General features: G+C 70.3%; 21 protein-coding genes. 7 read left to right on the top strand and 14 right to left on the bottom strand.

The window, feature by feature from the left end:
- Positions 1-32: 32 nt before the first annotated feature.
- From EXU32_RS02410 to EXU32_RS02400, 3 genes are read right to left on the bottom strand one after another with little or no spacing between them, the layout of a single operon-like run.
- Positions 33-1,523, bottom strand: coding sequence for an FtsX-like permease family protein (locus EXU32_RS02410; protein ID WP_130628460.1), 1,491 nt, complete (start codon positions 1,521-1,523; stop codon positions 33-35).
- The gene (locus EXU32_RS02405) at positions 1,520-2,230 is read right to left on the bottom strand and encodes an ABC transporter ATP-binding protein (protein WP_242612859.1); all 711 of its coding nucleotides are present in this window, start codon (positions 2,228-2,230) and stop codon (positions 1,520-1,522) included. Before EXU32_RS02405 ends, EXU32_RS02410 begins: the two co-directional genes overlap by 4 nt.
- On the bottom strand, positions 2,227-2,757 hold the full coding sequence (locus tag EXU32_RS02400) for a helix-turn-helix transcriptional regulator (protein WP_130628459.1): 531 nt from the start codon (positions 2,755-2,757) through the stop codon (positions 2,227-2,229). The genes EXU32_RS02405 and EXU32_RS02400 overlap by 4 nt, the downstream gene beginning before the upstream one ends.
- A 202-nt stretch (positions 2,758-2,959) precedes the next feature.
- Here EXU32_RS02400 and EXU32_RS02395 point away from each other — a divergent pair, with 202 nt between their 5' ends.
- Positions 2,960-4,102, top strand: a complete 1,143-nt coding sequence (locus tag EXU32_RS02395) for a helix-turn-helix domain-containing protein (RefSeq protein WP_130628458.1) — start codon at positions 2,960-2,962, stop codon at positions 4,100-4,102.
- Positions 4,074-4,901, top strand: a complete 828-nt coding sequence (locus EXU32_RS02390) for a GSU2403 family nucleotidyltransferase fold protein (protein WP_130628457.1) — start codon at positions 4,074-4,076, stop codon at positions 4,899-4,901. Before EXU32_RS02395 ends, EXU32_RS02390 begins: the two co-directional genes overlap by 29 nt.
- A gap of 92 nt (positions 4,902-4,993) precedes the next feature.
- Here the strand turns inward: EXU32_RS02390 and groL are convergent, their stop codons facing one another.
- Together groL and groES are read right to left on the bottom strand one after the other, a co-directional pair.
- Positions 4,994-6,601, bottom strand: a complete 1,608-nt coding sequence (groL, locus tag EXU32_RS02385) for a chaperonin GroEL (RefSeq protein WP_130628456.1) — start codon at positions 6,599-6,601, stop codon at positions 4,994-4,996.
- Between the two features lie 103 nt (positions 6,602-6,704).
- A complete protein-coding gene (gene groES, locus EXU32_RS02380) occupies positions 6,705-6,998 on the bottom strand; it encodes a co-chaperone GroES (protein ID WP_130628455.1) in 294 nt (97 codons plus the stop codon).
- Between the two features lie 188 nt (positions 6,999-7,186).
- Here groES and EXU32_RS02375 point away from each other — a divergent pair, with 188 nt between their 5' ends.
- Positions 7,187-8,431 (top strand): class I SAM-dependent methyltransferase, encoded by a 1,245-nt coding sequence (locus EXU32_RS02375; protein WP_130628454.1) that lies wholly within the window; start codon positions 7,187-7,189, stop codon positions 8,429-8,431.
- 106 nt (positions 8,432-8,537) lie between these two features.
- Here EXU32_RS02375 and EXU32_RS02370 read toward each other — a convergent pair whose 3' ends face one another.
- Both EXU32_RS02370 and EXU32_RS02365 read right to left on the bottom strand, forming a co-directional pair.
- Entirely contained in the window at positions 8,538-10,049 is a 1,512-nt protein-coding gene (locus EXU32_RS02370) for a DUF11 domain-containing protein (protein WP_130628453.1), read from the bottom strand.
- 197 nt (positions 10,050-10,246) lie between these two features.
- Positions 10,247-10,495 carry a hypothetical protein gene (locus EXU32_RS02365; protein ID WP_130628452.1) on the bottom strand — a complete coding sequence of 83 codons (249 nt, stop codon included), beginning with the start codon at positions 10,493-10,495 and terminating at the stop codon, positions 10,247-10,249.
- A gap of 13 nt (positions 10,496-10,508) precedes the next feature.
- Here EXU32_RS02365 and EXU32_RS02360 point away from each other — a divergent pair, with 13 nt between their 5' ends.
- The gene (locus EXU32_RS02360) at positions 10,509-11,522 is read left to right on the top strand and encodes a glycoside hydrolase family 3 N-terminal domain-containing protein (RefSeq protein ID WP_130628451.1); all 1,014 of its coding nucleotides are present in this window, start codon (positions 10,509-10,511) and stop codon (positions 11,520-11,522) included.
- Between the two features lie 42 nt (positions 11,523-11,564).
- Here the strand turns inward: EXU32_RS02360 and tsaD are convergent, their stop codons facing one another.
- The 6 genes from tsaD to alr are packed head-to-tail and all read right to left on the bottom strand — an operon-like array spanning position 11,565 to position 16,752.
- A complete protein-coding gene (tsaD, locus tag EXU32_RS02355) occupies positions 11,565-12,644 on the bottom strand; it encodes a tRNA (adenosine(37)-N6)-threonylcarbamoyltransferase complex transferase subunit TsaD (protein ID WP_130628450.1) in 1,080 nt (359 codons plus the stop codon).
- Complete coding sequence (locus tag EXU32_RS02350) at positions 12,641-13,168, bottom strand: GNAT family N-acetyltransferase (RefSeq protein ID WP_242612858.1); 528 nt, start codon at positions 13,166-13,168, stop codon at positions 12,641-12,643. The genes tsaD and EXU32_RS02350 overlap by 4 nt, the downstream gene beginning before the upstream one ends.
- Positions 13,165-13,923 carry a tRNA (adenosine(37)-N6)-threonylcarbamoyltransferase complex dimerization subunit type 1 TsaB gene (tsaB, locus tag EXU32_RS02345; RefSeq protein WP_130628449.1) on the bottom strand — a complete coding sequence of 253 codons (759 nt, stop codon included), beginning with the start codon at positions 13,921-13,923 and terminating at the stop codon, positions 13,165-13,167. Before tsaB ends, EXU32_RS02350 begins: the two co-directional genes overlap by 4 nt.
- On the bottom strand, positions 13,920-14,402 hold the full coding sequence (tsaE, locus tag EXU32_RS02340; protein WP_130628448.1) for a tRNA (adenosine(37)-N6)-threonylcarbamoyltransferase complex ATPase subunit type 1 TsaE: 483 nt from the start codon (positions 14,400-14,402) through the stop codon (positions 13,920-13,922). Before tsaE ends, tsaB begins: the two co-directional genes overlap by 4 nt.
- Complete coding sequence (locus EXU32_RS02335) at positions 14,399-15,544, bottom strand: alpha/beta fold hydrolase (RefSeq protein WP_130628447.1); 1,146 nt, start codon at positions 15,542-15,544, stop codon at positions 14,399-14,401. Before EXU32_RS02335 ends, tsaE begins: the two co-directional genes overlap by 4 nt.
- A complete protein-coding gene (alr, locus tag EXU32_RS02330) occupies positions 15,544-16,752 on the bottom strand; it encodes an alanine racemase (protein ID WP_130628446.1) in 1,209 nt (402 codons plus the stop codon). Before alr ends, EXU32_RS02335 begins: the two co-directional genes overlap by 1 nt.
- Positions 16,753-16,800: 48 nt before the next feature.
- Between alr and mgrA the strand changes: the two genes are divergently transcribed.
- From mgrA to EXU32_RS02315, 3 genes are all read left to right on the top strand, one after another.
- The gene (gene mgrA / locus EXU32_RS02325; RefSeq protein ID WP_130628445.1) at positions 16,801-17,844 is read left to right on the top strand and encodes an L-glyceraldehyde 3-phosphate reductase; all 1,044 of its coding nucleotides are present in this window, start codon (positions 16,801-16,803) and stop codon (positions 17,842-17,844) included.
- 95 nt (positions 17,845-17,939) lie between these two features.
- The gene (locus tag EXU32_RS02320; RefSeq protein ID WP_130628444.1) at positions 17,940-18,497 is read left to right on the top strand and encodes a glycine cleavage system protein R; all 558 of its coding nucleotides are present in this window, start codon (positions 17,940-17,942) and stop codon (positions 18,495-18,497) included.
- Between the two features lie 222 nt (positions 18,498-18,719).
- Positions 18,720-20,024, top strand: coding sequence for an ISL3 family transposase (locus tag EXU32_RS02315; protein ID WP_130628169.1), 1,305 nt, complete (start codon positions 18,720-18,722; stop codon positions 20,022-20,024).
- Between the two features lie 102 nt (positions 20,025-20,126).
- Here EXU32_RS02315 and EXU32_RS02310 read toward each other — a convergent pair whose 3' ends face one another.
- On the bottom strand, positions 20,127-21,602 hold the full coding sequence (locus EXU32_RS02310; protein ID WP_130628443.1) for a bifunctional ADP-dependent NAD(P)H-hydrate dehydratase/NAD(P)H-hydrate epimerase: 1,476 nt from the start codon (positions 21,600-21,602) through the stop codon (positions 20,127-20,129).
- Positions 21,603-21,681 lie beyond the last annotated feature (79 nt).

Here is a 21,681-nt window from a genome sequence, read left to right as displayed (position 1 = left end):
GCAATGCAGGGCTCAAGGCATGACGAAGGGGGTCACTCGCGATCGCGGATGCGCTGCGGGTCAGAGGTGCGGGGAAGGGCGAACCCTCCGACCCAGGCTGCCAGCGTGGCCCCACCGACCAGCAGGACCCACAGTCCGGCAAGACGTCCCCAGTGCATCGCGTCCACGATGACCGCGTCCGAGGCGCTCATCGCCAAGCCCATCGGGGCCGCCACACCGACCGCCATCGCGATGCTGACCATGACGCTCACAGGCGCCACCACCTCGATGACGAGTGAACGCCGCAGCACACCTCGTGGGACTCCGAGCGCGACCTGTCTGGCCAGACCACTGCCACGACGCGACACCTGATCGGCCACTGCCACCAGGAAACCCACCGCTCCCAGACATCCGGCCACAACCGTCAGCACCTGCACTGCGTCGACGGAAGCGGTGAAATAGACGACGTCGAAGGGAAGAACCCCTCCGAACTCGTCCGCCGAGTACCCGTTGACCTCGGCATTGTGGACAGTCACGCTCCCCGCGCTGCTACGCAAGGACACGGCCAGACCACCGACGAGGGCGACCAGGACGAGCGATACCGCGGTTCGTGTCGCGAGTGAGGGTCGCGCCTGCATCATGCGACCTGCCAAAACCGAGGTCGCCGAACTCCGACCGCACAGCAATCGCCCCATCCAACTGGTCAGCCCCTCGGCAGACCAAGCAAGGGTCGCGACGACATTGAGGACCAGCACGAGCGGGGTCACCATGAGCACCCCTGCCATCGCTGCCTGCGCCATCGCGGACTCCTGCAGGCGGACCAGCACCAAGAGTCCGACCACGATGACGATGGCGGCGATGTAGGTGCCCACCAGGGTGATCGCCACCCATGGAGATCGATGCGCGCGACCCTCGCGCCGAATCGCGCTGCCGGTCCCCGGGGTGCGCCCGACCATGGGGACGATCCATGCCAGCAGGATCGGCACCAGGAGCGCTGCCCCGACGACGGCAAGGGGATGCGGCCAGTCCTTCATGATCAAGACCGGGAGCTGCTCCACCCTCGCCTCGTCGTCATACCCCTGCACGAACGCCACCGTGAACCGTGGGACCACCACGGACATCAGCAGGTAGAACAGGCCCAGGCCGACGAGGACCCCCGGGAGGCTCCACATGTGGGCCTCGACCCGTTGCACCGCCGAGACATCGTCCCCGGTTGCCCCTGCTGCACGCATGGCGGCAAGACGTCGGTCGCGTGCAGGGGCGCCAAACGCCGCAGCCGTCGCCGTCAGGTGGATGACGATGACCACCAACAGGGACAAGCCCACCATCGCCCCGATCCCGATGTCACGGTCACCGACGACAAAGCCCAGCATCGACTCAACCGACACGCTGTCGTTGGAGCTCCAAAAGCTGGGAATGCTGACAATCGCTGATGTCAGGAGCGTTCCGAGCGCCGCACACCCCGCGATCAACCACCTCCGCAACCGATCGGCTGGTCCCCCCTTCGATGCGAGCCGGGTCGCCTCGACCCAGGACAGGCTCACCGCGCACCCACGCTCTCGTCGGCATCGACGCGCCCGTCGCGCAGGACGACCTCGCGGTCGGCGTATGCCGCGATGCGCGCGTCATGCGTGACCAGCACGACGGTGAGCCCTTCTTCGGCGGCGATGTCAGAGATCAGCTCCATGGCCGAATCCCCCGCCCGCGAGTCCAGCGCTCCGGTCGGCTCGTCGGCGAAGAGCACCCCCGGATTGGTCACGAGCGCCCGTGCGAGAGCGACCCGCTGGGCCTGGCCGCCACTCACCTCACCCGGCAGCTCGTCAGCGAGGTCCACCACGTCGACCCTGGCCAACCACGCCTTCGCCGTCGCGAGCGCGTCGTCCCGCTTGCGACGCTCCAGCAGAAGCGGCAACGCGACATTTTCGGCAAGGGTCAGCTCGTCGATGAGCTGACCGAACTGGAAGAGCACGCCCACATCGGTCCGGCGCAGCCGCGAGCGCGCGTCCTCGCTCATCGAGGTGACCACGTGCTCACCGAGGCGGACCTCCCCTTCGCCCGGGCGGAGGACACCAGACAGTGCGTGGAGGAGCGTGGACTTGCCCGAGCCGCTGGGTCCGGTGACGGCCACCATCTCTCCGGCCGCGACGGACAGGTCGACCCCATGCAGCGCCGGGCGCTTGCCGTAATCGTGGTCGACCCCCGTCGCTGAGATGGCGAGGGCATGCCCCTCGCTGTGCAGCGTCATCATCATCGGTCCCCTTCGAGGTCGTGGACGCGCTCGAGCGCGTCCTCCATCCACCGGACGTCAGCATCGAGGTGGCTCAGTGCGTAGTCGGCGGCGAGGACCCGGTGCAGGTCCCCCTTCGCCTCGCGCTTGTCACGGGTCAGTACCCGCATGCGCTCCAGGTGAGCCGTGCGCTGGCGGCGCAGGAAGGCCACTGCGGCCGGCTCGCCACCCACGAGCAGGGCGACGGCGATCTTGGTCGCGAGCGGGTTGGCGACGTGGTCCCCAGGACCGTCAGCCTCTGCAGCCCACTCCCCGACCTCTTCACGACCGGCCGGCGTCAGCTCGTAGACGACCCGCTCCGGACCGGAGTCCTGCTCGGTGGCCACCTGGGTCACTAATCCCTTGCCGGCGAGCCGCCCCAGCGCCGCGTACACCTGACCGAAGGCCATGGGTCGCGCCGCCGGGAGCAGCTCGTCGTGATGACGTTTGAGGTCGTACCCGTGCTGCGGCCCCCTGCTCAGCAGCCCCATGAGTACGTGCCCCGTTGTCATGACGCCACTATTCACTGTGTGAATAGATTGTGTCAAGAGATTCGTTCAGGCATTCCTTCCCGCGAGTTGAGTGCGTGGTGGGCGATCGGATGATCGGCCTCCCACCAGACCTTGCACTCGCCTGGACGCGAATCCACACGCGCGTGTAATTTCTGGAAACTACGACCCTCCGCCCTTGACGGAACTTTGCTATTATCGAGAAATGTCGACCCAGCGGCGCACACTGATCATGCCCTCCGACGGATACGGCCCCCAGCCCCTTTCCGAACGAGATGTCATGCTGCAAGCAGGCGGGCGGTTGCAGGCGACCCTGCCGCCGGACTGGTACGTAGACCTCTCCACCAGCTCCGATCCAAAAACCGATGCCATCCTCAAACTCCGGCGATCCGACTCATCCGCCCTCACCTTCCGAGTCGAGGTCAAGCGATCCATCACCCGCGCCGGCGTGCTCTCCCTCTTGGACCAGCAGCGCTACGTCAGCGGGCCTCCCGCCCGCCAGGAGAGCAAGGAGCGCGGCCCGTGGATGCTCGCGACCCGCTATCTCAGCAGGCAGATCCAGGACCTGCTCCGCGAACGAGGCGTCTCCTACATGGACGCCACAGGAAACATCTTCCTCCGCGCAGAGGACCCGCTGGTTCTCATCGCCGACCGCGGCGCGACGACCGACCCCTGGCGGCGCGCCGGCCGACCAACTGCCAGCCTCAAAGGCCTCCCCGCCGCGCTGATGGTTCGAGCACTTGCCGACTACGTACCACCACTCACGGTGCCCGAGCTGGCCAACGTCGCGGGGACATCAATCGGCGCCGCCTACCGGCTGGTCGATTACCTGACGAACGAAGGCCTGATCACGCGGGAGAGCCGCGGACCAGTAACAACCGTGGACTGGCCCGAGCTCCTGCGGCGCTGGAGCCAGGATGCTCCCTTCCTCGACACGAACAGCACCCGCGGCTATCTCGAGCCCCGCGGCATCGACGCCCTCGCAACAAAGCTTCGAGGGCTGACCGAAGGGCAGTCCTACGCAGTGAGCGGCTCCTTGGCTGCACAGCCGTACGCGCCGTACGCAGAGCCTCGACTCGCACTGCTGTATACGACCGAGCCGGAGACGCTGGCGACCACGCTCGGTCTCCGTCCGGTGGAGACCGGAGCCAACGTCATCGTCGCTTCTCCGAGATCTCCCGTCGTCTACGCCCGCTCGACCACTTGGCAAGGCATCACGATCGTTGCTCCGAGCCAGTCCGCGGCGGACCTGCTCGGCGGACCCGGCCGCAACCCCTCGGAAGGCGAGTTCCTGATCGCGTGGATGAAGGAGAACCCAGATGACTGGCGACGACAACTTGATCGTTGAAGCCCGCGCCGCCCTACTGGACGCGGTCATCGCGCTCGATGCCCACCATGACTCGATCATCTTGATCGGCGCACAAGCAATCTACCTTCGGACCGGCGCCGCGTCCTTCGCACTCGCGGAAGCAACCAAGGACTCCGACCTGGCGATCGACCCCCGCAGCCTCGGCGAGGACCCCCTTCTCGAGGAGGCGATGGCGCGAGCAGGCTTCATCATCAATCCGACCAGCAAGCAGCCTGGTGCCTGGATTTCACCGCGAGGCATCCCCGTCGACCTCATGATTCCCGAGGTGCTGGCTGGCGGACATGCTCGGCGAAGCGTGCAGGTCCCGCCACATGACAAGAACTCCGCTCGACGGGCAGCCGGTTTGGAAGCATCTGTCGTCGATCACTCGCCCATGACAGTCAACTCGCTCGACGGCGACGGGCGAAGCGCCTCCATCAATGTCGCAGGCCCCGCGGCACTCCTCATCGCGAAGATGCACAAGCTGGGCGAGCGTCTCCACACCCCGGACCGCCTCAACGACAAGGACGCCCACGACAGCTACCGGCTCCTGGTCGCAACGACCACCTCGGACATGGCCGCGACCGTACGGCGACTGCTCGATGAAGAGATCGCAGGCGAGAGCACGCGGCAGGCGCTCACCTATCTCCGCCAACTCTTCGCAGATGGGCCGGAGGCGCTCGGGTCGATGATGGCCGGACGAGCAGAGGCAGGGGTAGGTGACCCAGGCAACGTCTCGATGTCTGTCGCCTTCCTTGCTCAGGACCTCCTAGCTGCCATCCCGGACCCACGAAAGTAGTGCCTGTCGATTGCGGCGAACTCGCTGACGAGCATGACGAAGGGGGTCGCCCACCAGCTGGTGGGCGACCCCCTCCGGGTCAGATCAGGAGATCAGTGGGAGTGTCCGTGGCCGGCAGCCTCGGGCTCCTCCTCCTTCTTCTCCACGACGAGGGCGTCGGTGGTCAGGACCATCGAGGCGATCGACGCGGCGTTGATGAGCGCCGAGCGGGTGACCTTGACCGGGTCGATGACGCCCTGGCCGATGAGGTCGCCGTACTCGCCCGTCGCGGCGTTCAGGCCCTGACCGGGGGTCAGCTCCTGCACCTTGGCGACGGCGACATAGCCCTCGAGGCCGGCGTTCTCGGCGATCCAGCGCAGGGGCTCGACCGCGGCGGTGCGCACGATGTTGGCCCCGACCTTCTCGTCGCCCTCGAGCGCGAGGTCGTCGAGGACGGCGACGGCGTGGGCCAGCGAGGAGCCACCGCCAGCGACGATGCCCTCCTCGATCGCCGCACGGGTCGCGGAGATCGCGTCCTCGATCCGGTGCTTCTTCTCCTTGAGCTCGACCTCGGTGTGGGCACCGACCTGGATGACGCAGACGCCACCGGCGAGCTTGGCGAGGCGCTCCTGGAGCTTCTCGCGGTCCCAGTCGGAGTCGGTGCGCTCGATCTCGGCCTTGATCTGGTTGACCCGACCGGTGACCTCGCCACCGTCGCCCTGGCCGTCGATGATCGTCGTGTTGTCCTTCGTGACGACGACGCGACGTGCCTGGCCGAGGTCCTCGAGGGAGACCTGGTCGAGCTTGAGCCCGACCTCCTCGGCGATGACCTGGCCACCGGTGAGGATGGCCATGTCCTGCAGCATCGCCTTGCGGCGGTCGCCGAAGCCGGGGGCCTTGACGGCCGCGACGTTGAAGATGCCCTTGAGCTTGTTGACCACGAGGGTCGACAGGGCCTCGCCGTCGATGTCCTCGGCGATGATCAGCAGCGGCTTGCCGGACTGGACGACCTTCTCCAGCACCGGGAGGATGTCCTGGATCGTGGAGATCTTGCCCTGGTTGATCAGGACGTAGGCGTCCTCGAGGACACCCTCCATGCGCTCCGGGTCGGTGACGAAGTACGGGCTGATGTAGCCCTTGTCGAACTGCATGCCCTCGGTGAAGTCGAGCGAGGTCTCGGCGGTCGAGGACTCCTCGACGGTGATGACGCCGTCCTTGCCGACCTTGTCGAAGGCCTCGGCGATGGTGGCGCCGATGCCCTGGTCCTGGGCGGAGAGGGACGCGACCTGGGCGATCTCGTCCTTGCCGTCGACCTCGCGGGCGATCTCGAGCAGGCGACCGGCGACGGCCTCGACGGCCTTGTCGATGCCGCGCTTGAGGCCGGACGGGGCAGCGCCCGCGGCAACATTGCGCAGGCCCTCCTTGACCATGGCCTGGGCGAGGACGGTCGCGGTCGTCGTGCCGTCACCGGCGACGTCGTTGGTCTTGGTGGCGACCTCCTTGGCGAGCTGGGCACCCAGGTTTTCGTACGGGTCCTCGAGCTCGATCTCACGAGCGATGGTCACACCATCGTTGGTGATGGTCGGCGCACCCCAGGCCTTGTCGATGACGACATTGCGGCCCTTGGGGCCGAGCGTCACCTTGACGGCATTGGCGAGCTGGTCGACGCCACGCTGGAGGGCGTCACGGGCGGAGTCGTTGAACTCCAGTTCCTTGGCCATGTTTGTCCTTAAAAATGCTGCGAAGGGGGGAAATGGAGCGACGCCCCGGTGGGCCCGGGAGGGGCCGCACCCGGGGCGTCAGCTACATGCGTTGTGCTCTGGTTCAGGAAACGATCGCGAGCACGTCGCGGGCGCTGAGGATGAGGTACTCCGTACCGCCGTGCTTGATCTCGGTGCCGCCGTACTTGGAGTAGACGACGCGGTCACCGACCGCGATGTCCATGGGGACACGCTCGCCGGCGTCGTTGAAGCGGCCGGGGCCGATCGCAACGACCTCGCCCTCCTGGGGCTTTTCCTTGGCAGTGTCCGGGATGACGAGACCGGATGCGGTGGTCCGCTCGGCCTCGACGGACTGGACCACGATGCGGTCCTCGAGCGGCTTGATGGAAACCGACACGCTGACTCCTTTAAGTGAGGGTCGTGAAATTGAGTTCTTGGGTGCCGGGCCGGGCGCCGTCGCGGGGGTCGACCAGCCGTAGCGTTCTGGCACTCGCCAGTGGTGAGTGCCAAGAGCAAATCTAGGCCGACGCTGGCACTCGGTCAACCTGAGTGCCAATTCCGCACATGTACGTGACAATGGGCGACGTGGAACTGACGACCGTGCGCTGGCTGGCCTCCCCCGAGGGACACGCTGCCCTGCACGATCTGCCCGACTACACCGAGGGCGACGCCGTCACCCAGGCAACCCGGCTGCGAGGCACGGGCCTCTCACCTGACCAGGTGTCCGCGCTCCTGACGCAAAAGCGCCTGCAGGGCCGCGCCCGCGACAAGTTCGGCGATTTCGCCGAGGGGATGCTCTTCACCCCCGACGGCCTCGAGCAGTCCAGCCGGCTCGAGGTCGCCGCCACCCACGCCGGTCGGTATGCCGCAGCCAGCCTGGCCACGGTCCACGATCTCGGGTGCGGCATCGGATCCGACGCCATGGCGATGAGCGCCCTCGGCGTCACGGTCCACGGCGTGGACGCCGACCCTCTGACTGCGGCGATCGCCGACGTCAACCTGCGCCCGTGGCCCGACAGCCGCGCCCGCACCGGCGTGGCCGAGGACTTCGACGCCCCGGTGGACCCCCTGCACTCACGAGCCGGGGTGTGGCTCGACCCCGCGCGCCGGACGCCGGGCGTCACCGACCGGTCCGGACGCACCCGCCGCGTCTTCCGCCTCGACGAGATCTCGCCGTCGTGGGACTTCGTCCTCTCGGTCGCCCGCGACGTCCCGGCGACGGGCGCGAAGCTCTCCCCCTCCCTTCCCCACGACATCCCGCCGCTGGGTACCGAGGCGCAGTGGACCTCGTGGCAGGGCACGGTCCTGGAGTGCGCCGTGTGGTGGGGCCCGCTCGTCAAGGAGGCCGGCCGTAGCGCCCGCGTCCTGAGGAAGGGAGCCCCACCGGTCGAGGTCGATCAGCGCACCTGCGAGGACGACCCGGCTGCCGCCGGGTCGATCGACGACATCGGACGCTGGCTCTACGAGGGCGACCGCGCGGTCAACCGCGCCGGGCTCATCGGCACTGTCACCGGCGCAGTGTCGGGCATGGAGCTCGAGGCCGGTCTCGGCTACGTCACCAGCGACCTCGCGCTCGACCTGGGCCACGCCCGGCGGTTCGAGGTCCTCGAGGCGATGCCCTTCTCCGTCAAGGGCCTGCGCTCCTGGCTGCGTCAACGCAACATCACCGGGCTCACCGTCAAGAAGCGCGGTATCCGCCTGGACGAGGACCAGCTGCGCAAGCAGCTGAGGATCGGCCGCGACGCCGGCAGCGGCGAGAGCGCGACGATCGTGCTGACCCGCGTCGCCGGGGCCCAGACCGTCCTCGTGGTCCGTCCCCCGGACTCCTGACCTCTCGCAGCCGGCCCTCCCGCCGCCGCGCTGCCCCACGCACGACGAGGCCCACAGGAGCCGGTGCTCCTGCAGGCCTCGTCGGTCAGTCGGGCTGGACCGCCGCTCAGTGGCGGCGGATCGGTCGCACGACGGTCCAACGCAGTGCGAGGAGCAGCGCCAGACCACCCGCGCCTCCGAAGAGCCACAGTCCGGCGTCACCGAGCCCGGAGCGCATGGGCCCGCCGTCGGTCTGGACCTTGTCGGGGGTCTGCGGTCCCTCGGGCGAGATCGTGGCCGTGGGCTGCGTCGTGGTGGTCGACGTGGTCGCGGTCGACGTGGGCTCGGCCGTCTCGCTCGACGTGGTCGACGAGGAGCTCGTCGGCGAGGTCGAGGTGGTCGACGACGAGGTCGAGGTCGAGGTGGTCGACGACGAGGTCGAGGTCGAGGTGGTCGACGTGCTCGTGGCGGTCGCCGCGACGACGGTCACCGGAGCGGTGTCGTCGGCCGTGACCACGGTGGCGCCGGGCCCCTCGGCGCCAGCCGAGTTGGTGTAGGTCCCCGGGACGTCGGAGACCGTGGCCCGGAAGTTCAGGGTCGCGGTACCCGGACCGTCGTCGCCGGCAGCCGGGACCTCGAAGTCACCCGTCCAGGTCAGGTCGGAGGTGCCCGTCGGGTCGGTGGCGGTCAGGCCGCTGGTCGAGCCCGGCACGTAGGTGAAGCCCTCGGGAAGGGAGTCGGTCACCGACGTGATCTCCTGTGCCGTGGCGCCGTCGTTGGTCAACGTGATCGCGTAGGTCACCTCGGAGCCGGCCGTGGCCTGCGCCCGGTCAACGGTCTTGGTGACCGTCAGCGGGGTCGTGCCCTGAGGAGAGAAGAAGGTCAGGCTCGACAGGGTGACGGTAGCGCCCTGGGAGAGGTCGCGCGCCCAGGAGATGGCGATGCCGTTGTCGACCTGCTCGTCGCAGCGACAGGTGTTGGGCAGCATGGCCCCGGTGCCGATGAGACGCCAGACCTCACCGAAGGTCCCCTCGGCGTATGCGGCCCCGCTCGTGAGGGGCCGGAAGCCCTCGACGCGGTCGGGGTTGTCGGAGTCGGGCTGCGCCTTGCACACCGGCGCGTTGCCGTCGAGCACCTGACCGAGGCCGAGGTCGCTGTCCTGCAGGAAGCAGTCCCCGCCGCGGTAGACCACCGCGTTGCCGCTGGTGGCACCACCGGTGAGGTTGATGTCGGTGCGGTAGGCGGTCGCGCCGCTGACGTAGGAGTCGACCTGGGTGAGCGTCGCGCCCGTGTCGCCGAGCCCCACCTTGGTGGTGATCGCGAAGGGGTCGGAGCTGGTCCCCGTGCCCGTCATCCCGCTCTGCGTGATCGCGGTGAAGGGGACGTAGTTGTCGACCGAGGTCGCGCCTGAGCCAGCCGGCAGCTCCTCGGGTCCGTAGAGCCTGCCGTCGAAGGAGACGAAGGTGCCGCAGGCGACGTCGTCGAACCACTCGCCGTTGACATCGCCCTGATGGCGCACATCGCAGTTGAGCAGCGGCGAGATGTTGATCGAGGTCAGCGGCCCACCCGACTCGATCTCGGCCGCGGACGCCGCTGGCGCCATCGCGAACCCGGTGAAGATGGCCAACGCGGTGGCCATGAACCACCGGAAAATCACAGCGTGTGTACGCACAACGCCCTCCCAGACGACAGACAGGTCACCCCAAGGTAGCGCAAAGAGTGACGAGAGTGGCCCACGAGGCTGCTGGTACTCGTGTGGCTCATGTGGTTTGTGGGTCTCGAGCGTCGGTGAGCCGCTGCCCGCAGGTAGCCTGCGGGCATGCCGACCCGCTCCAGTCACCTGCCCCGCGCCGCCGCCGGCCTGGCCGTCCTCGCCCTCGTCGGGTGCGGATCCGACACCGGAGGGGGCGCGACCACCTCTACCTCCACCTCCTCCGCCACGTCCTCGACGAGCGCGACGTCCTCCTCCTCCGAGTCCTCCACCACGGCGCCGTCGTCGTCGAGCAGCTCCCGTACGTCCTCGAGCAGCTCGGCCTCGGCGAGCACCACTGCGACCGGCCCGAAGGCCAGCGCCTGTGTGAGCACGGTGCGCGATGCGATGACCCCGACCCAGCAGGCGGGTCAGCTGCTCATGGCGGCCATGCAGCCCGGCTCCCCCACCGGCCTGGACGCCGCGATCAGCCAGCAGGGACTCGGCTCGATGCTCTACCTCGGCGGGTGGCAGGGCGCCTCCACCGTGGCAGCCGCGAGCAGCCACCTGCAGGAGGTCTCCCCGACCGTCAAGGGCACCAAGGTCGGCATGCTCGTCTCCGCCGACCAGGAGGGTGGTGAGGTCCAGCAGCTGACCGGCGCCGGCTTCACCTCGATGCCCTCCGGCCTCGAGCAGGCCAAGGACCCGCAGCTGCGCGCCTCTGCCAAGGCCTGGGGCAGCGAGCTGAAGCAGGCCGGGGTCAACGTCAACCTCGCGCCCGTCGCCGACACCGTGCCCGCGGAGATCGGTCGCGCCAACGAGCCGATCGGCAAGTGGGGTCGCGAGTACGGCTCGACCCCTGCGGCAGCAGGCAAGGGCGCGCTCGCCTTCGCCCAGGGGATGCAGGACGCGGGGGTCGAGCCGACCGTCAAGCACTTCCCCGGCATCGGCCGGATCACCGGCAACACCGACCTGACGGCGACCGGCATCAGTGACACGGTGGCGACGACCACCGACCCCCACCTCGCCCCCTTCGCCAAGAACATCGAGGGTGGCACCCGGATCGTCATGGTCGGGTCGGCCCACTACCCCAAGATCGACGGCGAGAAGCCGGCGCTCTTCTCCCGCAAGATCGTGACCGGCATGCTGCGCGACGAGATGGGCTTCGACGGGGTCGCCATCACCGACGACGTGGGCGCGGCCAAGGCCGTCTCGGCGACGCCGGTGGGTGAGCGCGCCACGAAGTTCATCGCCGCTGGCGGCGACATCGTGCTCACCGCCGACCCGGCCCAGGTGAGCACCATGGTCACCGCCATCCAGACCACGGCGAAGGGAGATCCCGCCTTCGCCCAGCAGGTGACCGCCTCGGTCACCCGGGTGCTCACCCTCAAGGAGGACATGGGCCTGCTGCGCTGCGGCTGAGCCCGACCCCTCGGTCGCGTCGCCGCGGCTCGTCCCGGCGGGCTAGTGCGCGTGGTCGTGGTCGACGTGCACCGGGAGCCCGGTCTGCACGTCGGTCACGGGCAGCGAGCTGTCCGCCGGCAGCGAGAGGTCGCTGGCCGGTCGGCCCTTGAGCATCATCTGGACACCGAGGCTCGCGACCATCGCGCCGTTGTCGGTGCACAGGCCGGGTCGCGGGATGCGCAGCAGGATCCCGGCCTCGTCGCACCGCTGCTGGGTCATCGCCCGCAGCCGCGTGTTGGCAGCGACCCCACCGCCCACCTGCAGGGCGGCGACGTCGTACTCGGTACAGGCGAGCACGGCCTTGCGCGTGAGGATGTCGACGACCGCCTCCTGGAAGGACGCGGCGACGTCGGCGACGGGCACGTCGCGCCCGGCGGCCTGCTCGGACTGGACCCAGCGGGTGACCGCGGTCTTGAGCCCGGAGAAGGAGAAGTCGAAGCGGTGGCGCTCCATGTCCTTGCGGCTGGACAGACCGCGCGGGAAGTCGATGGTGATCTGCCCGTCGCTCGCCGCGCGGTCGATGTGCGGCCCGCCGGGGAAGGGCAGGCCGAGGACGCGCGCGACCTTGTCGAAGGCCTCGCCGGCGGCGTCGTCGATCGTCGCCCCGAGGCTGCGGATGTCGTGCGTGACGTCGGGGACGAGCAGGAGCGAGGAGTGCCCGCCGCTGACGAGCATCGCCATCGTCGGCTCGGGCAGCGGGCCGTGCTCGACGATGTCGACGGCGACGTGGCTGGCCAGGTGGTTGACGCCGTAGAGCGGCTTGCCGAGGGCCACGGCAAGTGCCTTGGCGGACGCGACCCCGACCATGAGGGCACCGGCCAGACCGGGTCCCGAGGTCACCGAGATCCCGTCGAGGTCGGACAGCGCGACGCCGGCCTCGCGGCAGGCGCGCTCGATGGTCGGGACCATCGCCTCCAGGTGCGCCCGCGAGGCGACCTCGGGCACGACGCCGCCGAAGCGGGCGTGCTCGTCGACGCTCGAGGCGATCGCGTCGAAGAGCAGCTCGGTGCCGTGCACGATGCCGACACCGGTCTCGTCGCAGGAGGTCTCGATGCCCAGGACCAGAGGGGCGTCCTTCATGCTGCGTCCTTAGTCGTCGTCAGGTCGAGGGCGAGGACGAGTGCGTCGACCCCGCCCGGGTAGTAGCCGCGACGGGTCTGCACCAGCGTGAAACCGCGTGCGGCGTAGAGTCCGCGGGCCGCGGCATTGTCCTCACGAACCTCGAGGAGCAGTCGCTCCGCCCCAGCGGCACGGGACCGGGTGACGAGCTCGTCGAGCAGTCGGCGCCCCAGGCCGGTGCGGCGGGCGCGCGGCAGGGTCGCGATCGTCATGACGTCGCTGATGTCACCGGCGTGGTCGATCCCCGCGTAGCCGGCGATGCCGGCCTCGTCCTCGGCGAGGAGGTACTCCCTTCGCGGACGTCCGGCCAGCTCACCCCACCAGGACCGGACGGTCCACGCCTCGCTGCCGAAGAGGTCGCTCTCGTGGTCGGCGAGCACCGAGAGGTCCTGCCAGCGCACCTCACGCAGCGCGAAGGCGCCGTCCTGAGGTGCGAGCGCCCCCGGGCGCGAGCCTCGAAGGGGGGGCCCCGTCACCGTGGTCACTGGGTGGCCTCCCCGCCCCGCGCTTCGCGCGCGGCCGCGCGGCGCAGGTCTCGCTGCTGCTGGCGGGGCGAGGACCCCAGCGACGACTTGGGGTGAGGTGCGGCAGCCACCGCGTCGGGCCGGCGCAGGTAGAGGGGCTCGATCGGCATCTCCTCACCGGCCGCGATGCGGGCGACCGCGACGCCGGCGAGGACGCCGGCGTCGACGTCGAGGAGGTCGAGGCCGCCCGGAGCGAGGGCGTGCGGCAGCAGCTCGGGGTAGAGCCCGGGACCCCGACCGACGGTGGGGAGTGCCCGCACGTCGTCGGGCAGGTCGGCCGGCTTGGTCACCGTGGGCTGGTCGAACGCGCTCGCCTGCCCTGCGGCACAGCGGTACCGGGCCCAGTAGACCTCCTTGCGGCGGGCGTCCGTGGCCACGAGCAGGTCACCCTCGTGCCCCTGCCGCGCCGCCGCTGCGGCCAGCGCATCGAGCGAGCAGACGCCGTGCACGGCGATCCCGCGGGCATGGGCGAAGGTGTGCGCCGTGACGAGGCCGACCCGCAGACCGGTGAAGGGCCCCGGGCCGGTACCGACCGCGACGTGGGTGATCTCGCCGGCGGTGGTGCTCGCGGCAGCGAGCGCCTCCAGGACCAGCGGGGCGAGCAGCTCGGTGTGCCGCCGGGCGTCGATCGTGGAGCGAGCGGCGAGGACCGTCTCACCGTCGTGGACGGCGATCGTGATCGCCGAGGTCGCGGTGTCCATCGCGAGGATCCTCATGCGGCTCCCCCTTCGCCACGCAGTGCTGACTCGATGTCGGTGCCCTCCCAGCGTGGGCCGACCGCACGCACGTCGAGCCGTCGCTGCTCGGTGGCCGGGTCGGCGACGAGGGTCATCTCGAGCCGGTCGTCGGCCAGCCCCTCGGCGAGCCCCTCGCCCCACTCGACGACGGTCACGGCAGCCTCCAGGTCGGCGTCGAGGTCGAGGTCGTCCAGCTCGGCCGTGCCACCGAGCCGGTAGGCATCGACGTGGACCAGCTCCGGTCCCCCGACGAGCGATGGGTGCACCCGCGAGATGACGAAGGTCGGCGAGGTGACCGCTCCCCGCACCCCCAGCCCCTCGCCCAGGCCGCGGGTCAAGGTCGTCTTGCCGGCACCCAGTCCCCCGGTGAGCACCACGAGATCACCGGCCCGCAGCAACCCGGCCAGCCGCCTGCCCAGCGCCACGGTGTCCTCGGCGTCGGTCAGGAGCACACTCACGCCGACTGCCCCCGCACGGCCGCCTTGGCCCGCTCGGCGTCCTTCTCCGCGTCGACACCGCGGGGTCGCTCGAGCAGCGCGAGGACCGCATCGGTCACCGGCCCGGGGCGCTCCAGCTGGAGCAGGTGCCCGACGCCCGGGATGACGATGAACTCGGCCGCGGGGAGGGCCTCGGCCAGGCGCTCGCTGTGCTGGGGCGGTGTCAGGACGTCCTTGGACCCGGCCACGATGAGCATGGGCGTCTCGACCAGCCCCGGCAGGCTCTCGCGCACGTCGAGCTCGTCGAGCTCGGGCAGGAAGGCACCGATGGCGTCCAGCCGGGTGCCGAAAACCATCGTCGCGACCGCGCGGAGCATCTCCTTGGGCATCTCGGTGCCGAAGGCGTACTTCTGCACGAAGTGGTTCTCGACGCCCCGTCCGATGGCCCGCAGGCCACCCCACACGCCCTCGCGCTGGCCGAGCCCGTCGAGGAACCCGGGGCCCAGCTTCGCGATGATCCGGTCGAAGGTCATGCCCAGGCCGAGCTGCACGAGGCTGTCGCCGCCCGCGCTCGTCGCGATGAGGGCGGCGCCGGTCACCCGGTCACGGGTCAGCTCGGGGTAGCGCCCGGCGAAGCTCATGATCGTCATGCCGCCCATCGAGTGCCCGACGAGGACGAGATCGCCGTCCGGCGTGGTGGCGTCGATGACCGCCCGCAGGTCCTTGCCGAGCTGGTCGATGGTGCAGCGGGCCAGGTCCCCGGACTCGGAGACGCCGTGGTTGCGCTGGTCATAGCTGACGACCCGGTACCCGGCGTCGACGAGCCCGCGGCGCTGGTGCACCCACGAGCTGAGGTTGAGCACGAAGCCGTGGACCAGGACGACCGTCGGGCCCGCCACCGGCGTCCACCCGTCGGGCTCGTCGATCTCGGCGTGCAGGACGACGCCGTCGTTGGCGGGGACCGCCACCACCTTGTCCGCGACGAAGGGGAAGACGTGCACCTTGTCGCGGCCGGTGACGGCGTAGGCACGCGAGCGCCTGACGGCGGTCCTGCCGGCCAGCCCGGCACCCGCGATGGCGACCCCGCCGACGGCGGCGGCCGCCAGACCGAGGCCCGTGGCCGCCGCTCGGCCGACCTGCTTGCCCTTGTGCTGCTCGTCCATCAGGACCCTTCCAGGTAGCGACGCGGGACGCGGGGGCCCAGCCGGGTGACGATCTCGTAGTTGATGGTGTCGATGGCCGCGGCCCAGTCCTGAGCGGTCGGCTCACCCTGCGACTCACGACCGATCAGGATGACCTCGTCACCGGCCTGCGCCGGGCTGTCCGGGCCGAGGTCGAGGACGATCTGGTCCATGCAGACCCGACCGGCGACGGTGTAGCGCGTGCCGTGGACCTGCATCGGGCCGACGCCGGTCGCGTGGCGCGGGATGCCGTCGGCGTAGCCGAGGGGGACGAGGCCCAAGCGGGTGTCCCCCTTCGTCGTGTAGAGGTGACCGTAGGAGACGCCTTGCCCGGCCGGGCAGTCCTTGACCGCGATGAGGCGGGCGGTGACCCGCATCGCCTCACGCAGGCCGAAGTGGGTGGGACCACCGATGTGGGGCACGGGGCTCAGCCCGTAGACCGAGACGCCCGGACGCACCATGTCGAGGTGGGCGGAGGGGTTGGTCAGCGTGGCCGCCGAGTTGGCGATGTGCCGGATGCGAGGGCGCAGACCGGCGCGCTCGGCATCCGCCACGATCGCGAGGAAGGTCTCCTGCTGCGCGCGGACCGTCGGGTGGTCCGGGGAGTCCGCGTAGGCGAAGTGGGAGAAGATCCCCTCGACGTCGACGACGCCCTCGGCTTCGAGCCGGGCCGCGTCGACGAGCATGCCGGCGAGGTCGTCGTGCCAGGCCCCGCCGCGGCCGAGCCCGGTGTCGACCTTGATGTGGACGCGCGCGGTCGTGCCGGTGGCGCGAGCCGCCGCAGCGATCTCGGCCAGCGCCCACGGGGCTCCGGCAGAGAGGGTGAGGTCGGCGTGGATCGCAGCGGCGAGGTCGGCGCCCGGGGGGAAGATCCAGGTGAGGATCGGCGCGCTCACCCCGGCCGCGCGGGCGGCGAGGGCCTCGCCGAGCTGGGCGACACCGAGGTGGGTCGCTCCACCGGCGATGGCTGCCCCGGCGACGGGGACGAGGCCGTGGCCGTAGGCGTCACCCTTGATGACGGCCATGACCGCGGCGTCACCGGCCCGGCGGGCGAGCTCGGCGACGTTGTCGCGGATGGCACCGAGGTCGACGTCGGCCCACGCGGACAGGCCGACCGTGGACGCTCCCTCCGGGAGGACGGAAGGGGTCGCGACGGACGGGAGGGCGGGGTGCGGGTTCGTGATGTCCATGGTCAAGGCACCGAGTCTAGGACGGCACCGACAGGCAAACTGGCAGGCATGACCTACCGCACTGACGACTACCAGGCCGACCGGACCCGCTACGACGCCACCGACTACCGCCGCTGCGGACGCTCGGGCCTCCTCCTGCCGCCGATCTCCCTCGGTCTGTGGCACAACTTCGGCGATGCCGAGCCCCTCGAGACGCAGCGTGCGGTGCTGCGGCGTGCCTTCGACCGGGGTGTGACGCACTTCGACCTGGCCAACAACTACGGGCCGCCCTACGGCGCCGCGGAGCGCAACTTCGGCGCGATCTTCGCCGACGACCTCCGCCCGTACCGCGACGAGCTGGTCCTGTCGACCAAGGCCGGCTGGGACATGTGGCCCGGCCCCTACGGCCAGGGCGGCGGCTCGCGCAAGTACCTGCTCGCCTCGCTCGACCAGTCGCTGCAGCGGATGGGCGTGGACTACGTCGACATCTTCTACAGCCACCGCTTCGACCCCGACACCCCGCTCGAGGAGACGATGGGCGCGCTGGACGCGGCCGTGCGCTCCGGCAAGGCGCTCTACGCCGGGATCTCCTCCTACGGCCCGGAGCGCACCCGTGAGGCGCACGCGATCCTGAGGGAGATGGGCACCCCCCTGCTCATCCACCAGCCGTCGTACTCGATGATCAACCGCTGGATCGAGGACGAGCTGCTCGACACGGTCGACGAGCTGGGCGTCGGCACCATCGTCTTCACCCCGCTCGCCCAGGGGCTGCTCACCGACAAGTACCTCGACGGGATCCCGCAGGACTCTCGCGCCGCGCGTGAGGGCACCGGCATCGCCGACCAGCTGACCGACGACAACCTCGCACGCATCCGCGGGCTGCACGCCGTCGCGCAGGAGCGCGGCCAGAGGCTGGCCCAGATGGCGCTGGCCTGGGCGCTGCGGGACCCCCGGGTCACCTCGGTGCTCGTGGGGGCCCGCACCGTCGAGCAGCTCGACAACAGCCTCGACGCGCTCGAGCGGACCGACTTCACCGACGAGGAGCTCACCCGCATCGACGAGCACGCCGGCGACGGCGGGGTCAACTGGTGGGCGGAGTCGGCCGCCGGCTGAGCCGACCTCGGGTGGCTGCTCGGCACCCAGCGGCGCGACGGCAACCACCCTGTCAGGAGCTCCCACGACAACCTCGCGAGGGCTAGCCTCGATGCATGAGAACCGTCGTCGTCAGCCTCATCGCAGAGGACCGTCCCGGGTTGGTCGCCGAGCTCGCCCGCACCGTCGCCGAGCAGGGCGGCAACTGGTTGGAGGGCCAGATGGGACGGCTGGGCGGCACCTTCGCCGGCGCCGTCCTGGTCGAGATCGAGGACGACCGGATCGACGACCTGTCGGCCGCGGTACGCGATCTGCCCGACGTCGACGTCGTCGAGGTGACGGCCGCGACCACCGCCACGGATGCCGCCGAGGAGCTGGACGAGGTCCGGCTGCAGGTCATCGGCCAGGACCAGCCGGGCATCGTGCGCGACGTGACCGCAGCGCTCGCGCAGCACGGCTTGGGCATCCATGACCTCTGCACCTCGATCAGCGATGCCCCGATGAGCGGCGAGCGGCTCTTCGAGGCGATCGCCGTGGTCGGGGTCGCCAAGGACGTCGACCTCACCGAGCTGCGCACTGCGCTCGACGAGGTCTCCACCCAGCTGAGCCTGGACGTCCAGATCGATGACGGCGACGAGACCTCCGCCTGGGGCGAGGTCCCCGAGCAGGCGTAGGAGCATCTCCTTGAGGTCGTGCGCCCGGGGTGCGCTTGGGGTGCGCATCTCCTTAAGGTCGTGCGCCTGACGTGAGCCCGGGGCGCGCATCTCCTTAAGGGGCTCTTCACAGATGAGGGTGTAACTGGGTTTGTGGCCCCGGGCGGCGTGGCGGTGGCGGGGTAGGCGTCGAGGCCTTCACATGATGGAAGTTCTCACACAACCCATCAGGAAGACCTCGACATGTCTGACGCTACCTTCACTGCCCCGGATCTGACCACGTTCGCCCGCTTGGACCAGCTCGGACTGGAGGTCACTGGCCAGTGCCTCGAGGCCGGGCAGGCGGTGCTGGCCTGCCGGGTGGTCGAGCCGGATGACTGGTGCCACCGCTGTGGCTGTCAGGGCCGGCCACGCGGCAGCGTGGTGCGCTCCTTGGCGCATGCCCCCTTCGGTCAGCGCCCCACGACCCTTCGGGTGCGGGTGCGCCGCTACACGTGCACCGACTGTGGTCATGTGTGGCGTCAGGACACCTCCCGGGCGGCTGAGCCTCGAGCCAAGCTCTCTCGTGGGGGGCTGGCGTGGGCGTTGAGCGCGATCGTGTGCCAGCACCTGTCGATGTCCCGGGTCGCCGAGGGCTTGGGCGTGGCGTGGAACACCGCCAACGACGCGGTCCTGGCCGAAGGGCGACGGGTGCTGATCGATGACCCGGCCCGCTTCGAGGGGGTGAAGGTCCTGGGTGTCGATGAGCATGTGTGGCGCCACACCCACCGCGGGGACAAGTACGTCACCGTGATCATCGACCTGACCCCTACTCGTCAGGACGGCGGCACGGCCCGGTTGCTGGACATGGTCGAAGGGCGTTCCGGGGAGGTCTTCGCTGCGTGGCTGGCCCAACGGCCCCAAGCCTGGCGTGAGGGCATCGAGGTCGTCGCGATGGACGGGTTCACAGGATTCAAGGCTGCCGCCACGAAAATGGTCCCCACCGCGGTCACGGTCATGGACCCCTTCCACGTCGTCGCCCAGGCCGGTGAGGCGATGAACCGGTGCCGACAGCGGGTGCAACGAGAGACGTGTGGGCGCCGCAGCCGCAAGGGCGACCCGTTGTACCGCGTGCGCAGGGCACTGTTCGTCGGCGACCAGTTGCGCACCCAGCGCCAGAGCGAACGCATCACGCCCGTGCTGGCCGATCCCGCCCACGCCCAGCTCGCGCAGGCCTGGCGCGCCTACCAAGAGATGATCAACGCCTACCGCGACGAGAAGCCTGCTCGAGGACGCCAGAGGATGGCCGATCTGATCGATCACCTCAACTCCCAGCCCCCCGAACAGATCGAACTACGCAAGCTCGGCAAGACCCTGCACCACCGCGCTGAGGACGTCCTGGCCTACTTCGACCACCCCGGCTCATCCAACGGACCCACCGAAGCCATCAACGGACGCCTGGAACACCTACGCGGCCTGGCCCTGGGCTTTCGCAACCTGACCCACTACATCGCCAGATCCCTCCTAGAATCCGGCGGCTTCAGACCCCAACTACACCCTCAGTTGTGAAGAGCCCCTTAAGGTCGTGCGCCTGACATGCGCTTGGGGTGGGCATCTCCTTAAGGTCGTGCGCCTTGGGTGGGCATCTCCCTGAGGTCGTGCGGGCTCGCGTCAGTCCGCGTCGCGCAGCAGTGCCGCGACGGTGCGGCCGAGAGCGTGGGCCAGGTCGAGTGCTCTGACCGGTCCCCCCGGGTTGGCCAGGTCCGCCGCCCGACCGTGGACGAGCGCCGCCATCGACCCCGCGATCGCCGGGTCGAGGCCCCCGGCGAGCAGCGCGCCCGCCAGCCCGGCCAGCACGTCACCCGTGCCGGCCGTCGCCAGCCAGGTCGGCGCGTCGTCCTGCACGAGGACCGGACCGTCCGCGTCGACGACGAGCGTCGTGGCCCCCTTGAGCAGCACCGTCGCCCCGGTGATCCCGGCGAGCAGGCGCGCGTGCTCGAGCGGTGCGCCCTCCACCTCTTCACGCGTCAGGTCGGTGGCGCGACCCCGCAACCGGGTGAGCAGGCGAGCGCACTCCCCCGCGTGCGGGGTGAGCAGCGTCGGTGCGTTGCGAGGTCCCTCGACGAGGTCGAGCCCACCGGCGTCGACGAGGACCGGCAGGTCCGAGTCGAGGGCCGCCCGGGCGGCGGAGAGCTGGGCGTCGGCTCCCTTCGCCGTGGACGTGATGTCGAGGCCGGGACCGATGACCCAGGCCTGGACCCGCCCTTCGCCGTGCACCGCCTCGGGGACGGCCGCGCGGACCAGGCCGGTCGGGGTCGACGTCCCGACGTAGCGCACCATGCCCACGCCGGCCGTCACCGCCGCTGTGGTCGTGAGGACCGCTGCGCCGCTGTACTCCTCGCCGCCCGCGATGATGCCCAGGACCCCCCGCGAGTACTTGTCGTCGTCCGTGGTCGGGACCGGCCACCGCGACGCGATGTCCTCGGGCGTCAAGCGCACCACGGCGGGGCTCGCCTCGGCCAGATCCAGGCCGATGTCGATGACGGTGAGCAGCCCGCACGCCGTCTCGGTGGGTGGCAGCAGGTGCACGGGCTTGGGCGCACCGAAGGTGACGGTCTCGTCGGCGAAGACCGCGTCGGCGAGCGCGTCGCCGCCGTCGACCGGCTGCCCGCTCGGGGTGTCGACGGAGATCACCCAGGTCCGGTCACGGATCGCGTCCACCCACGGCCGGGCGAAGGGGGGTAGTCCCGGCCTCCCACCGATGCCCGTGATGCCGTCAAGGACCACCTCTGCCCGGTGGATCGCGGTGATGGCCTCGCGGCTGGCTCCGTCGAGCACGACGACGCCGCGGCTGCGGGCCAGCTCGGCGGCCTGCGTCTGCACCTCGGAGGCACTCGGGTCGACGCACACGGCGGTCGAGAGGAAGCCCCGCTTGGCCAGCCGGGCGATGGCGAAGAGCGTGTCGGCACCGTTGTTGCCCGGCCCGACGAGCGCCGTCACGGTCCGGGCACCGCGCTCGCGCATGCGGCCGGCCGCCACGCGGGCGATGCCTCGGGCGGCGCGCTGCATGAGCTCGCCGCTCTCGAGCAGCTCGGGCAGTGCCGCCTCGGCCGCACGGATGGTCTCCACGGAGTAGCCGGTGATCATGATCGGACCGTACCGCGCCCCGCGGCCGACCGACCCGGCCACGCACGAGCTGTGGCCAGCCACGGCTCGTGCGGCGAAG

It is taken from the genome of Janibacter limosus, from assembly GCF_004295485.1.
GTDB classification, from domain to species: Bacteria; Actinomycetota; Actinomycetes; order Actinomycetales; family Dermatophilaceae; genus Janibacter; species Janibacter limosus_A.
The sequence above is the reverse complement of the archived record's forward strand: the minus strand, read 5'-3'. Positions and strand labels throughout refer to the sequence as shown.